Origin of the sequence: Paraburkholderia podalyriae, assembly GCF_014397785.1 — a bacterium.
Taxonomy (GTDB): Bacteria; Pseudomonadota; Gammaproteobacteria; order Burkholderiales; family Burkholderiaceae; genus Paraburkholderia; species Paraburkholderia podalyriae.
Genome location: NZ_VZQQ01000004.1, coordinates 303102 through 316192 on the forward strand (window position 1 = coordinate 303102; position 13091 = coordinate 316192).

The following is a 13091-nucleotide window of genomic DNA, read 5'->3' on the forward strand; positions in this document are numbered from 1 at the left end:
ATGTCGCTGGTCGTCGGCGACTCACGTTTCAGTCTGGCATGGACCCGTGCGCTGCCCATGCCAGGAGGGACGCTATGCGAGGACGATGGAGTTCACCGCGCAAGCGTGAACGGCGGGTGACTGACGACCAGCCGCGACGAACTCATTATCGTCGACGACGAGCACATTCATTCAATATCCTTATTACGCGAAGTTCGCGGCGCTGCCAAGAATGCTTCTTATGTAATTAAATATTATTAAATGGCGTTGCCAGTTAGTTTTACTGATTAATACGTAAGTATAATCACGGACCCGTTCAGCAGGCATTTAAATACGCCCCGTACGACGCGAAGGACAAAGTCGACAATGCAGCCAGGGACTAATGGAAGCAGCGGAGCCCCCGAAGCCCCCGGGTCTTCGCTTCAATCGCGCCGGACGTGCCGCCGCCTGGGCTCACTCTCCTCACTCTCTATCGCGCGGGCAATAGGCAGCTCCCGCCAGAAAGGCCCTTGTAGTCAAATTTCGACGTCCGGGCACTTCCGCTGGCAGATAGTTCTGCTTATCGTCATACGTCAGTTGAATTGACAGCGGAGGTGTTGAAAGACTCGTCGACGTGCAACGGAGGCTGAAACTGGTCGCCGCACGGTCCGACGCTGCCGCGCGTTGGCGGGTTGCGTCCAGTTCACCCACGGCCTCAGCTGTCGGGGAACTGTTGAACGCGACGAGCGCATCTCTGTTAGCGTTCAATGTGAACGCCCGTGACCGCCGCCACCGCCCCAGTAATGGCCGCCGCCGCCCATACCACCCCCTGGGTATCCCTGCCCACCCCAGCCGCCATGACCGCCCCAACCGCCGCGATATCCATGGCCCCAATAGCCGTGGTGGCCCCAGTAGCCGTGCCGGCCCCCGCCGTAACAGCATCCGCCCCAATAGCCGAAGCTCAGTGACACCGATGGTCCCCACCACGCGGGCCAGCCGTAGTACGGATACGCGACGGGGTAATACGCAGGCATGACGAAGACGGGCGCGGCTGGTGCGATATAGGTGTTCGTCGATGCAATTACATCTGACGCGGCCGCACCGGTCGCGGCTGCGTCGGTCATCGAGAAAGGATATTGCTGCTGCGGCGCTGCCACCGGCACTTCGCCGTACGGAACGTAGCCGTAGGGCACGTAGTAGTAGCAACCGGACAAAAATGCGGACAGGACCACCACCGCAACGATGCCGCCCGCGCGCGACGTTGCATCCGGCGTTTTCATAACCAGCTCCGCGGTCCGGCGCGACGTAACTTGCGCCGCGCCCTTTAATACAGTTAGCTTACTTTAGCAAGCAGGATGCCTAGCGCCGCGGGGTTCATGCGCATCTGGTTGCGGCCGCCGGGAACGGTCGCGAAACGTCGGCCATTCATCAGTAGTCGTCGGGGCGGGGGCTCGCTTCGGAAAGTTACGACTGTAAAACGCTTTCGCTCACAGCGCGGAGTATGGCGCACGACACTGTCGACATAGTGGTCGCCGACTGGCGCATGCCGGTAATGTCGAACAGCGAACTCTGTCATCGTCTGCGCACGCTGCCCAGACTAGCTGACGTTGCTTTCATACTGGTTTCCGGAGAGCCTAGCCCACCGGCCTTCGTCAGCTACGATGGGTTTCTTCGCAAGCCTGTAGATGGGCAGATGCTACTGGCCACAATGTAACGGTTGCTGGCGGACAACGTCACGCACCGCGAAACGCAGCGCGGCAGAGCAATGTAGTCGAACGACCGCTGCTTGTGCCGACGGGCAACTCGGAACCTGCCGACTGACGGCGCCCAGTGAGGGGTACGGACACAATTTTGGTCAGCAAAAATTCCTGCTCACCGTTTGCAAACCGCCAAACAGATGCGACATGTCGACAAGTCGCTGGGCCTCGGTCTGAGTCGAGGTCTACGTCCTGACGCATGCAATTCGCGGCGTCTATTTCGAACTCAAGGCGCCCGAGCGTCCAAACTCTCGTAGTGCCCTCCATTCCGCTCGCTCTTGAAGCCGGCGCGCTTCGCATGTCCAGAGGCTTCCCGAATCAGGCGTCCCCGAACCTTAAAGAATGAAAGAGGACCGGGCCAGCCCGACCAAGGACGTCGGCCCCATCTCGGCGCGGGCGCCTGGTGCTTCCGTTGTCGGCTCGCGCGCCGTCAGTTAGTTTTTTTAGCTCCCCCCGAAAAAAACGTTGCATTGTGGGTCCACCCTGCAGGGCCTGCCATGTTTTACGCCGCTTTGTACCCTCGTGTCGGGCATGCCGCCATATGCCTCCATCCCCGCACTTGGGTCTGCGGCTTGAGTCGGGGCGTTTTCCTGTGGGGCGGGTTGAGGGGCTTGAGGCGTGCCTTGCGAATGCGCAAACCCGGCCATGACAAACAACCCTGCAGCAGAAGCGACCATCAGTGATGATTTCACGTTGGCTCCTTTAATCTACGTTGAGTTTTGCACGCATGAGATTCGCTATTCGCGTGCTCCGAACTCGAAATCGACACGGGATTCTCGGACGTGCGGAGCCCACTTCGGGTCTGCGAATGCCATACAGCGTCGTCTCCGACGCCGTTTAGCCGAGCAAATGCGAAGTTGGCTTGTTGCACCGTTTGTGCCCGAAGCCGGACTTATTCGATGACTACCTGGGTAATGACGCGAGGCTGGTACCGGGCGGGGCAGAAGTATGCGCAATGAGTGCGCCGGTGACAGGACGTTGTACGCCCATTGACCGATAAGACCGCTGCTGCGTTTATGTTATAGAATGCTAAGGTCGTGATTGACAGCGGAATCGACAATCGGCAAATCAGGGCCGACAGTCGCGCCTGGTTGCACGCACTGCCATCGGAAGCAGCGACACACCTGTCGCTCCCGCATCCAGCTGCCCGAGGCCTCCGTATATGCAGTCAACGCAGCGCAATCCGGCGTCGCGTGATGAGGAAACTGTCATGAAACACACAGCTTTTCTCGTTGCTGCCGCGTTGTCAGCCGCAGGGTCCGGGTTCTCGCGGCTAGCGATACCGTCACGGCGCGCGGTCCGGCGACGTATCCCGTTGAAGACATTGTGGATATCGCGATGAATTCGACGGACCACACCACGCCCGTCGTCGCAGTTAAGGCAGTAGGCCTCGTGGGTACGCACAAGCGTGTTGCGCGCTTTATCGTTTTCGCACCGGCCAATGAAGCATTTGCAGCATTTGCAGCATTGCCGCCGGCCACGGTCGACAGCCTCATCAAACCAGAAAACAAGCCGATGCTGACCTGTATCCTTCCCTGTCACAAGGTGCAACTTAAAACCGTGAACAGCGAGACGCTCACGTCCCCGGACGACCACACAACATCGTGCTATTGGACGCGGCGGGGGCACACGGCAGACATCTCGGCCTACGACGTCATCCAGAGTAACGGCGTAGTCGTGATGGTCGACAAGATGCCGATGCCGAAGTAGCAGGACCGGCGCGCACGGTCAAATGTTCGAATCCAGCCCGGCTCTGTCATTTTCGGCGCCGAACCACGACTTACCTGCATGCCTGGCGTCCGGATAAGGCAAATGTCTGCCCTGTTCTGGCCCGAGCGGCTGCTTGCGCTTCGCCGCTGCGCAATCAGTCATCTAACGGTCAGGCGTTAGCGGTGCATGAAACTTCGACGCTGCTACAGCACGCGCCGAAATCGCAGGAGAAATGTGATGGAAAAGGCAACGCGGAAAGTCGTGCTGTCGTGCGTCGCTGTCGTCTCGCTCTGCGCCTCGAGCGCGACGTTTGCGCAGGGTGGAGGGAATGGGAACGGTGGAAGTGGGGGCGGCGGTGCTCACGGTGCCGCAACAGCAGGGATGACATACCACAGCGAGCCTGTCTCGAGCCCGTGGAACGCGAGACCGGGCAAAATGACAAAGAACACTGGCTCGACCGATACAGGCATGCACAGTATGTCGCCGGACGACAATGTTATGCCGGCAAAAACAGGGCAGTAGTGCCCGCTGCCAGTAAAAGGCTGGCGCGTTTTATACAGTTCTCGTGTCCCGCTCACTGCTGGCGGGTACATGACAGAGGAAGCGGCTGGGGCTGTACGGGTGGCTCGCCGGACCAGGTAAAGCCGAAACGCGCATTCTGGCCGGCAGCCCCCCGCCGGTCATGCCGGCTTTCACGATCAATACGACGCCGTCAGAAAGTCGTCGGCGACGTGGACTCGCTCACCAATCTGCAGGGTCGCTGCCAGTCGCAGTTAGCACTGGCGTCAAGTCGTCTGCGTACCACGCCAATACTTACTCCTGCCGCGGGCAACGAGTCTGCGCGATGTGCCTCATAGCGTGCTGGCAGCATCTTGCGCTTGGCAAGGTCGGCAGTTGCACCACACAAAACACAAGCGAAGGAAGCCACGCGAGAACGACGGGTTCAGCGTCTGCGACTCACGACGAGATGAGTAACGTACGCCATCCCCTTCACGAGTAACGTCTACATCGGCAACGGCGTGATGACGGCAGCAGCGTATGCTACAGGGAGTGTTCAGGAGACGACTATGACCCTTGCCGGCAAGACCATATTCATGTCTGGTGGCAGTCGCGGCATCGGACTCGCCATTGCACTCAGAGCCGCACGTGACGGAGCCAATATCATGATTGCGGCGAAGACCGGCGACCGGGACCCGCGTCTCGAGGGCACGATTTATACGGCAGCGGCGGCTGTTGAAGCCGCTGGCGGCACCGCGCTCCCGCTTGTTGTGGATATTCGCGACGAAGAACGCGTGAAAGCCGCGGTTGCCGAGACCGTTGGGTTGTTCGGTGGCATCGATATCCTCGTGAACAATGCCAGCGCCATTCGACTGACTGGCACGCTAGACACACCCGTCAAACGGTACGACCTGATGCATGGGGTCAATGGCAGAGGCACGTTCGTGTGCGCGCAAGCGTGCCTGCCGCATCTCCTCAATTCGCCGAACCCGCATCACACCGGGGGTGCGTGAGATGAAGGCCGATGACCTGCTGCCTGAGGACACGAAGATCCGGTCCTCGAAGTACCTGAACAATCTGATCGAGCAGGACCATCGAAACATCAAGTCCAGAACGAACGTAATGCTCGGCTTCAAACGATTCCGGAATGCCGTGACCACAATTTCAGACATCGAATTGATGCATCGCATTCGCAAGGGACAGTTCAACTTCTACATACTCGGGCTTAAAGATACCGCTGCACTCGCTGTCTGAAATTCTGCCCTGTCCTATCGATAAGGTATCCATATCGATAGGAAAAATATCGGCCTGACCAACCATTTGCACCAGAGCCGCATGGATGAACTTGTCTCGAAGTCACTTGTCAACGTCTGTTTCGACCGGCCAGAGGCGACGTATAGCCTTTTCGAATGCACCCGGACGTACGTCGCAGAGAAGTTCCAATGCGCCTTCGACGAGCACGCCCCTAAGAGGGCAGCTCCTCACGCCGCGGGGATCGCCACGAGCCTGATCGCCGACGAGTCCTACCACCCGTACTTGAGTTCGACGCCGGCGTAGTCGGCATTGCGGCCGCCCGCCTCACGAATCGAGTTTCCCACCTGGAAGTGCACGGCTTCGACCGAACCTACCAGATTTGCCGCAATCGTCCAGTCCGCGCGCAACTGCACATACATGCCGGTCCACCGGCTGCCCTTTCCCGCCGTGCCCGGCACTGGCTGATTCGGCTGCTGGTACACGGCGTCGCCGGTCGTCTCGCGCCACTGGAAGCCCAGCGCGCCAAGCAGCGTGAGACTGGCCGAAGGCTTGAGCGTGATGGATGGTTTGATGTGGATAAGGTTCGCGTAGCCCGTATAGCCTGCGAGCGTGAAGTAATAGCCGTTCGGAAATAGCGGATTGAAGGTCTCGATCCGCCCATCATGCGGGTGCCGGTCGCCAGAGGCAGCGTCGATCTGCAGCGCGACGCGCGGCGTCCACGGCAGGTCGAGCTTGTAACCCGCGAGCGAGCCGACCGCCCACGCGAGAACTGTACTATTACCGACCGTTCCCGTCTGCAGCATCGCCTCGGCATCCCAATCCACGCGGCCGCGCGTGCCGAAATAATGCAGGTCCCAGACGTCGCGGTGCTCAGAACCTTGAGCGTCGAGGTATCGCGCGTTGGTGTTGTTATAGCGCGACCAGTAGCCGGACATATCACCCGGCCCGACGGACTGGCGCTCGAAACGCACGCCGCTGAAAGTGAGATTGCGGTTCGACACGTCGTCGAACGCCGTCGCGTTACGGTACTGCACGGGCTGCGTCGCGTAGGCGATAAAGCGCCACTTCTGGTATTCGTAGTCTGCCCAGATAGCATCGAACGCCTGTCGTACGTTCGGGCCATCGCGTACGGCAATGAAACGCTGCAAGTCGAATGCCATTTCCTGGCGGCCAACGCGAAACTTGAACGTACCGCCGCCGACCGCTCCGGTGTAGGCCACGAATGCCTGCTCGAGATCGAGCGGATTCTTGTCCACCGGCGTGACCACGTTCTTGCCAAACGCCCGCGCATCCACGAGTTGCACGAAAAACTGCCAGTGCTCGGCGAGATGTGCATCGGCATGCACTTCGATGCGCTGGATCAGATAGGTATCCGACTGCGCAGAGCCGATACCGAACAGCGGCGCGTCATTGGTTTCGATACGCTCACGCAGGTTGGCGCCAAGCGACAGATATGAGGCGGGGTCGCCGCCGAGCGGAATGTACTTGAGGCTGTCGAGTGGCTTGCGCGGAACGCAGGGGTTCGCAAGCACCGACCAGTCCTCCTGCCAGCGGTTGAACATTACGGCAGGACGTTTGACGTTACACGCGTCGGTCGTTGTGGCGTCATTCACCACCGTGCCAGTGGTCGCACCGGCCGAGTCAGCCGCGAGGCTCGCACCTGTAACCGGTTGCGCAGCCGTATCCGCGAACGCTGCGTCGGCGCCCATCAGCAACAGCCCGGCGATGGCCGTCAAGCGCGCGGCCTTCTCGAATCGACACCCGCGCGTCGTGCTCGATACCATGGATTTCCTTGCCTTTGTCGGCTTGTGTTTGTGTTTGCCCGTCCCGCTCACGCGCCGGGCCTGAGCGGGATGATTCCCTGCGCCGCCTGGATTCATGAGTGCCCCGGTGCGATCGCGCGCTCATGCTCTCCCGTGGTCACCGCGAGCCCGACGAGGGCGCACGCCGGCGCAAGCAGCGCCCAGAAGCCCATGTAGACGACCCCCAGTGCCCCGGCCACCGCGCTAACCGCAAACGCGACAATGGCCGGCATCATCGACCCGAAGCGCGTGCGCGCCGCGGCGCGCACGCTGTCGACCGTGCCCGGCGACAGCATGTCGATCACGTCCAGAACGGCTTGCGTGACGTTGCCCGTCATTACGGTATTCGGCACGCCAGGACGCTGGATCAGGCGCGGATGCGCATTCTGCACACCCATTGCGAACGCACCCACGACGCCGGCCACGATGACAGGCAAGCTCTCGGGCCGGCTGACCGGCGTCGCCCATACGCCGGCGAGGCAAAAGCCGATGATCAGCACGGCCTGCAGCGCATAGAGCAAGCGTGCGCCCTGACGCGCATGCCCCTGCGGGAGCCAACGCACGAACAGGCTGCTGAGAACGACTCCGCCGATAAACGCGGGGAACACGATCAGCTTGAGCAGAACGCCCTGCCCCGAGCCGGCGATGCCGGCGCCAATCAACACGAAGTTGCCCGTCACGTGCGCGGTGAACAGACCGAACAGTGCAACGAAGCTCAGCGTGTCGACAAAGCCGGCGATCGCGGCAAGGATCGTGTCCTCGGACTTCATTGCGCCGCGCCTGCGTGAATTTCGGCGATATAGCCGCCCGGGAACTGCACGACCGCGGCATCACGCCCGGCCGAGGTGAACGGCGGCACCAGCACATTGACGCCAGCGGCCTTCGCCTTTTGAAGCGTATCGGCCAGATTCGATACTTCGTAGCCGGTCACTTCGCGCCCGAACGGGTAAGGCAGATGACCGTCCGTCACGAGCACGGTCATCTTGCCGTACGGCGATTCGATTCGAATGCGGCGATAGGTGTCGTCAGGTCTGCCGATCTCGACACCCGGCGCCTTCATGTCATCGGACACCACCTTGCCGTGCGAGAATTTGACGAAATCGTGAACCAGCTTGTGCACGCTTTGCGGCGACACGTAGACCCGATTCTCGGGAATGGTCTGCAGCTTGTCGTAGTGCGGGGCCTCGGTGTGCCAGTAGAGCTGCATGTTGGTACCACCCGGCCATGTGATGATCGCATCGCGGCCGATCGGGTCGGGGAACGTATCGACGATCACATCGGCACCGAGTGCACGCGCCGACTTCACCGCCGCGTCCATGTCCGTCACGAGGTAGCCCGTGCGCTCCGCGCCGAAGGGATACGGCATGGGCGTCTTGAAGCCGAACACGGAGATCGTGCCTGACGGGGTAAATACGAGTTGCGACATCGTCTGACTCGGTGCCGGCGTGACCTGGAACACACCCTGCTTCGACTTGCTGCCGCCGAACGTCGCCGCGAAGCTGTCGGTGAAGCGGTCGAAGTCCTCTGGTGCCACGTATACGTGCGTCGTGTCGTACTGCGGACCGACTGCGACCGACGGCGATTCGACCGGCGCTACGGGCGGCGTCGCGAAAGAAACGGGCGCGGCGACGAGACCACCCGCGATCATCAGGGTAACTAAGGCAGTGCGAATTGCTTTCATAGCGGAATTTCCTTGATATTTCATCGTACTGATCAACCGGTCAGGCGCGGTTCTCGCCGGACGGACGCTGCGAATCGCCGAGCAGGATCGCGAGCACGAGCCCCGCGATCAGTCCCAGATGCTCGAAAAAACTGTTGAGCGCCTTGAAGCGCTCGACACCGGCATGGTTCCAGAAGTCGTTGGCAACCAGCATCGCGACGACGGTCAGCATGCCGAGGCCGCCTGCGCCGATCCACGCGAAGCGGCGCAATACCACGCACAGCGAGCCGACGATCTCGACCGCCACCGCGAGCGCTGCCCAGAGGGCGGCCGGGTGCAGGCCGAAATGCGCCTGCTCCGCAATCGCGCCCTCGAAGTTCAGCGCTTTGGTGACACCGCCGATGAGGTAGGCGGACACGAGCGCAAGGCGCACGAACGGCCCAGCCCACGGCGGCGATAGCAGCGCACGAACCCATGCGGGGTTGCCGCTGCCGTTCCATATCGTCATGTCAGATCGCCCAGCAAGAGCAGCCGAATGCGCCCCAGAAGCCCTTTGCGTCCGAAGTCGGCAATGCACTGGCCCACGCGCTCGCGTGCGCATGGCCGTGCACGCCGCAGGCGCTCGCGCAGGAGCACATCGCCGCGGCAGCGGCACGCCCGAGCGGCGCGCCCTCGCGTTGCGTAGCGCCCCAGCCGCCATAGCCGCCGTATTGGCGCACCGGCGACCAGTCCGGCATTGCAGGCGGGATGAGCTGATCGTGTTGCGAGAATGGGCCCGCGCCCCAGACGATCTTTCCGCCGACCACCGTGAGCAATGCGGTGGTGCCGGCAATGTCGTCCTCCGCGCACGAGAAGAAGTCGCGGTCCGGAACCATGAGGTCGGCGAGTTGCCCGGGCACGATGCGCCCTTTCTTGCCCTCTTCGTTCGAGAACCAGGTGACGTACTCCGTCCACATGCGCAGCGCGGTATCGCGATCGAGCAGGTTACGTTGCGGATACATCCGCAGACCGCCAACTGTCTTGCCGCTCACGAGCCATGCGAGCGACACCCACGGGTTGTACGACGCGACGCGCGTCGCATCGGTGCCGGCCGAGACCTTGATGCCCTTCTCGAGCATTCTCGCGACGGGCGGCGTGGCTTGTGCCGCTTGCGCGCCATAGCGCTCGACGAAATACTCGCCCTGATAGGCCATGCGATGCTGAACCGCGATGCCGCCACCCAGCGCCGCAATGCGATCCATCGATCGCTCGGAAACGGTTTCCGCGTGGTCGAAGAACCAGTTGATTCCGTCGAGCGGAATATCCTTGTTGACCTTCTCGAACACATCGAGCGCACGGCTGATGGTTTCGTCATAGGTCGCATGCAGGCGCCACGGCCAGCGGTTCTGTGCGAGTACCCGCACCACGCCTTCGAGTTCGCCTTCCATTCCGGGCGGCAGTTCGGGGCGCGCCACGCGGAAGTCCTCGAAGTCAGCGGCCGAAAACACCAGCATTTCACCCGCACCGTTGTGGCGGAAGTAGTCCGAACCATCGTGATACTTGACCGAGCCGGTCCAGTTCACGAAGTCTTCCTTTTCGGCCTTCGGCTTTTGCGTGAAGAGGTTGTACGCGATGCGCACCGTCATCTCTCCCACATCATGGAGCTTGCGGATGACTTCGTAATCGTCCGGGTAGTTCTGCGAGCCGCCGCCGGCATCGATCGCGCCGGTCACGCCAAGGCGGTTGAGTTCGCGCATGAAATGACGCGTCGAATTGTATTGATACTCCAGCGGCAGCTTCGGGCCTTTCGCGAGTGTCGCGTAGAGGATCGACGCATTGGGGTTCGCCAGCAGCAGCCCGGTGGGGTTGCCCGCGCTGTCGCGCATGATCGTGCCGCCCGGCGGCTCCGGCGTATCCTTCGTATAGCCCACGACGCGCAACGCGGCGGCATTGAGCAGCGCCCGGTCGTACAGATGCAGGATGAACACGGGCGTATCCGGCGCCACGGCGTTCAGCTCATCGAGCGTCGGCAGCCGTTTCTCTTCGAATTGGTGCTCGGTGAAGCCGCCGACCACGCGCACCCATTGCGGCGCGGGCGTGATCGCAACCTGCTGCTTGAGCATCTCCATGGCAACGGCGAGCGAGCGCACGCCGTCCCAGCGCAGTTCCATGTTGTAGTTCAGACCGCCGCGGATCAGATGCAGGTGATTGTCGATGAGGCCTGGCAGCACCGGCCGGCCACCGAGATCGATAACTTTGGTTGCGCGGCCCGCGAGCGGCATGACGTCGGTATCGCTGCCGACCGCGACGAAGCGGCCATCGGCAATCGCCACGGCACTGGCGATCGGGTTCGAACGATCCAGCGTGGTGAACCGTCCGTTGTACAAAATGAGATCGGGATGAGTAGCGGTTGCGCTCATTTGCGTTTCCTCGTTTCTATCAGTTCGATTAAAAGCCCAACAACTGCCTCAGGGATGGAACGGCCTGTGCGCCGATCAACATGCCAAGCAGGCCGATGAGGGCAACGAGCGGAGGCGCGGGCGAGCGGACCTTGATCACGCTGTAGATCACGCCTATCAGCATCCCTGCACCGAGGGACACCAGATAAGTTTCCATACGATCAGTCTCTCCGTAAGGTTGGAATACTGATGCGAGACCTCGCGGTTCAACCCGAGTACCTCGCGGGGAATGCACTGCAGCGCAGCGATCGGCAGACCGCGTGCGCTGCCGCCGACTTCACACAGAGCGCATCGCCCCGCTTTCGGCGATCGCGGAGGCGATTAGCGTGCCGGTACAGCCGGCAGCACCTCGTGCGGCGTAGCCGTGCGCTGCGCTGCCTTATGGACCATCGTGTACGCGTAGTCGACGCCCATGCCGTACGCGCCCGAATGTTCCTTCGCGATCGCCATCACGGCGTCGTAGGTCGCACGGTGAGCCCAGTCACGCTGCCATTCGAGCAGGACCTGCTGCCACGTGACGGGCACGGCGCCCGCCTGGACCATGCGCTGCATCGCGAAGTCGTGCGCGTCTTTCGACGTGCCCCCCGATGCGTCGGCCACCATGTAAATCTCGTAGTCACCTTCGAGCATGGCGCAGAGCGCGAACGTCGTGTTGCAGACCTCGGTCCACAGACCCGCTACGACCACCTTCTTGCGGCCATTCGCGGCGAGCGCGTCGCGTACCTTCTGGTCGTCCCACGAATTCATCGACGTGCGTTCGAGCACCTTGTGCTCGGGGAACACGTCGAGCAGTTCCGGATACGTGTAACCCGAGAAGCTTTGCGACTCGACCGTGGTGATCGTGGTCGGAACGTTGAACACCTTGGCCGCCTTGGCCAGACCGACGACGTTGTTCTTCAGCACCTGGCGGTCGATCGACTGAACGCCGAACGCCATTTGCGGTTGGTGATCGATGATGATCAGTTGGCTGTTCTGAGGAGTGAGAACTTCGAGCTTCGAATTGTTCATGACGGGTATGTCCTTTGAACCGGAGAGAGGGGGAAGCCGCCATGCCGGCATGACCGGCAGGCGTCCAATGTGCATTGGCGCTGGGCAATTCGACATCCAGCTCCGGTTATTTGACACGCAAGGACAGAGCAGCAACAACTAAAAAGGGATTAAATTTTATTACCCAAAAAATTAATCTTAAAAGCTCTTAATTGGTATTTTCTTAATCCAGAGTAGCCGGTAGTCTTTTCACGAATTCGCTGGGTAGATCCTGTAACGGGACAAGTCGTCAATGAGACTCGCACTATGAAACCGTATATCCTTTCCTTGTTGGCCGGCATCCTTGCCGGGGTCGTCTACGCTGCGATCGGCGTGCAATCGCCAGCCCCGCCCACCATTGCGCTGATGGGCCTGCTCGGCATGCTGGCCGGCGAGCAGATACTTCCCCTCGCACGCAGGGTGCTCTCCGGTTACAAGTTGGGTGCCGCATGGCGCGAGGCGAAATGCAGCCAGCACATGTTCGGCTCCCTGCCGGGCGCTCAAGGCTCCAACGCGGCCGCAAGGGACCAGAAGCCATCCTCATTCTGATCGGCATCTCTCGGGCGTCAGCCTAGACGAAGGCGTGCCCGACGTTGGCCATCGCGACGCTTCAGTAACGTGACGACACGGTGTCCGAAGCAGTGAACGAGCGCCGCCCGCGGCTTAATGACATCGCCGCTAAAAGTTCAGCGCAGCAATTCTTTACGCATCGGTGCACGGTTGCCCGGCGAGCCGTACCGATACGCCCGAGAAGACCTTCGGTCACATCGCTCAATGCCTGGAGTCACGCTCGCTCAGCGCGCGCAACACCGAATGCGCACCGAAGATAAGGTCGACGCGCGTGCCGGTCCACTTGACCTTGCCGGTGGTGCGGTCGCGGCCCTCTAACACGTCCTTCGCCTCCGAGACCGGCTGCCATTCGGTGCCCATGTCGAGGAGGTTGGTGGTCGCGATTGGCATCGAGCTTAGGCGACGCGCGCCTGAAAGT

At 61.3% G+C, this 13091-nt stretch carries 13 protein-coding genes and 3 pseudogenes; 6 read left to right on the forward strand and 10 right to left on the reverse strand.

All coding sequences use genetic code 11. The annotated features are described in order from the left end of the window. Positions 1–722: 722 nt before the first annotated feature. Positions 723–1238 carry a hypothetical protein gene (locus F6X42_RS06805; protein WP_187633457.1) on the reverse strand — a complete coding sequence of 172 codons (516 nt, stop codon included), beginning with the start codon at positions 1236–1238 and terminating at the stop codon, positions 723–725. Positions 1239–1411: 173 nt separating this feature from the next. On the opposite strand from F6X42_RS06805, the pseudogene F6X42_RS43865 reads away from it, so the two are divergent. Both F6X42_RS43865 and F6X42_RS06810 read left to right on the forward strand, forming a co-directional pair. Then, positions 1412–1672 (forward strand): annotated as a pseudogene (locus F6X42_RS43865) (response regulator); the annotation flags it as partial. A 1381-nt stretch (positions 1673–3053) separates the two neighbouring features. Next, positions 3054–3425, forward strand: a complete 372-nt coding sequence (locus F6X42_RS06810) for a fasciclin domain-containing protein (protein WP_246529987.1) — start codon at positions 3054–3056, stop codon at positions 3423–3425. A gap of 712 nt (positions 3426–4137) precedes the next feature. Here F6X42_RS06810 and F6X42_RS06815 read toward each other — a convergent pair. Continuing rightward, positions 4138–4353, reverse strand: coding sequence for a hypothetical protein (locus F6X42_RS06815; RefSeq protein WP_187633458.1), 216 nt, complete (start codon positions 4351–4353; stop codon positions 4138–4140). Between the two features lie 139 nt (positions 4354–4492). Here F6X42_RS06815 and F6X42_RS06820 point away from each other — a divergent pair. The 3 genes and pseudogenes from F6X42_RS06820 to F6X42_RS06830 form a co-directional block, all read left to right on the forward strand. Next, a pseudogene (locus F6X42_RS06820) lies at positions 4493–4918 on the forward strand (SDR family NAD(P)-dependent oxidoreductase); the annotation flags it as partial. A gap of 58 nt (positions 4919–4976) precedes the next feature. After that, positions 4977–5177, forward strand: a pseudogene (locus F6X42_RS06825) (DDE-type integrase/transposase/recombinase); the annotation flags it as partial. A gap of 81 nt (positions 5178–5258) precedes the next feature. Continuing rightward, positions 5259–5480 carry a hypothetical protein gene (locus tag F6X42_RS06830; RefSeq protein WP_187633459.1) on the forward strand — a complete coding sequence of 74 codons (222 nt, stop codon included), beginning with the start codon at positions 5259–5261 and terminating at the stop codon, positions 5478–5480. Here the strand turns inward: F6X42_RS06830 and F6X42_RS06835 are convergent. From F6X42_RS06835 to F6X42_RS06865, 7 genes are all read right to left on the reverse strand, one after another. After that, entirely contained in the window at positions 5447–6961 is a 1515-nt protein-coding gene (locus tag F6X42_RS06835; protein WP_187633460.1) for an alginate export family protein, read from the reverse strand. The two genes, F6X42_RS06830 and F6X42_RS06835, sit on opposite strands and share 34 nt — an antisense overlap. A 92-nt stretch (positions 6962–7053) precedes the next feature. Further along, the gene (locus tag F6X42_RS06840) at positions 7054–7749 is read right to left on the reverse strand and encodes a YoaK family protein (protein WP_187633461.1); all 696 of its coding nucleotides are present in this window, start codon (positions 7747–7749) and stop codon (positions 7054–7056) included. Beyond that, positions 7746–8660 (reverse strand): glyoxalase, encoded by a 915-nt coding sequence (locus tag F6X42_RS06845; RefSeq protein ID WP_187633462.1) that lies wholly within the window; start codon positions 8658–8660, stop codon positions 7746–7748. The genes F6X42_RS06840 and F6X42_RS06845 overlap by 4 nt, the downstream gene beginning before the upstream one ends. A gap of 40 nt (positions 8661–8700) precedes the next feature. Next, positions 8701–9147 (reverse strand): DoxX family protein, encoded by a 447-nt coding sequence (locus F6X42_RS06850; protein ID WP_187633463.1) that lies wholly within the window; start codon positions 9145–9147, stop codon positions 8701–8703. A 1-nt stretch (position 9148) separates the two neighbouring features. Further along, positions 9149–11038, reverse strand: coding sequence for an amidohydrolase (locus tag F6X42_RS06855; protein WP_187633464.1), 1890 nt, complete (start codon positions 11036–11038; stop codon positions 9149–9151). A 28-nt stretch (positions 11039–11066) separates the two neighbouring features. Then, a complete protein-coding gene (locus F6X42_RS06860; RefSeq protein ID WP_187633465.1) occupies positions 11067–11234 on the reverse strand; it encodes a DUF1427 family protein in 168 nt (55 codons plus the stop codon). A 164-nt stretch (positions 11235–11398) separates the two neighbouring features. Then, entirely contained in the window at positions 11399–12085 is a 687-nt protein-coding gene (locus tag F6X42_RS06865; RefSeq protein ID WP_184031324.1) for a hydrolase, read from the reverse strand. Between the two features lie 285 nt (positions 12086–12370). Here F6X42_RS06865 and F6X42_RS06870 point away from each other — a divergent pair, with 285 nt between their 5' ends. After that, a complete protein-coding gene (locus F6X42_RS06870; protein ID WP_187633466.1) occupies positions 12371–12652 on the forward strand; it encodes a XapX domain-containing protein in 282 nt (93 codons plus the stop codon). A 222-nt stretch (positions 12653–12874) separates the two neighbouring features. Here F6X42_RS06870 and F6X42_RS06875 read toward each other — a convergent pair whose 3' ends face one another. Further along, a complete protein-coding gene (locus F6X42_RS06875; RefSeq protein WP_187633506.1) occupies positions 12875–13063 on the reverse strand; it encodes a hypothetical protein in 189 nt (62 codons plus the stop codon). Positions 13064–13091 lie beyond the last annotated feature (28 nt).

Excerpts from the sequence above, each read along its gene's own strand:
- F6X42_RS06805 (WP_187633457.1), bottom strand. The coding sequence starts at position 1,238 with ATGAAAACGCCGGATGCAACGTCGCGCGCGGGCGGCATCGTTGCGGTG.
- F6X42_RS06810 (WP_246529987.1), top strand. The coding sequence starts at position 3,054 with ATGAATTCGACGGACCACACCACGCCCGTCGTCGCAGTTAAGGCAGTA.
- F6X42_RS06830 (WP_187633459.1), top strand. The coding sequence starts at position 5,259 with ATGGATGAACTTGTCTCGAAGTCACTTGTCAACGTCTGTTTCGACCGG.
- F6X42_RS06835 (WP_187633460.1), bottom strand. The coding sequence starts at position 6,961 with ATGGTATCGAGCACGACGCGCGGGTGTCGATTCGAGAAGGCCGCGCGC.
- F6X42_RS06840 (WP_187633461.1), bottom strand. The coding sequence starts at position 7,749 with ATGAAGTCCGAGGACACGATCCTTGCCGCGATCGCCGGCTTTGTCGAC.
- F6X42_RS06845 (WP_187633462.1), bottom strand. The coding sequence starts at position 8,660 with ATGAAAGCAATTCGCACTGCCTTAGTTACCCTGATGATCGCGGGTGGT.
- F6X42_RS06850 (WP_187633463.1), bottom strand. The coding sequence starts at position 9,147 with ATGACGATATGGAACGGCAGCGGCAACCCCGCATGGGTTCGTGCGCTG.
- F6X42_RS06855 (WP_187633464.1), bottom strand. The coding sequence starts at position 11,038 with ATGAGCGCAACCGCTACTCATCCCGATCTCATTTTGTACAACGGACGG.
- F6X42_RS06860 (WP_187633465.1), bottom strand. The coding sequence starts at position 11,234 with ATGGAAACTTATCTGGTGTCCCTCGGTGCAGGGATGCTGATAGGCGTG.
- F6X42_RS06865 (WP_184031324.1), bottom strand. The coding sequence starts at position 12,085 with ATGAACAATTCGAAGCTCGAAGTTCTCACTCCTCAGAACAGCCAACTG.
- F6X42_RS06870 (WP_187633466.1), top strand. The coding sequence starts at position 12,371 with ATGAAACCGTATATCCTTTCCTTGTTGGCCGGCATCCTTGCCGGGGTC.
- F6X42_RS06875 (WP_187633506.1), bottom strand. The coding sequence starts at position 13,063 with ATGCCAATCGCGACCACCAACCTCCTCGACATGGGCACCGAATGGCAG.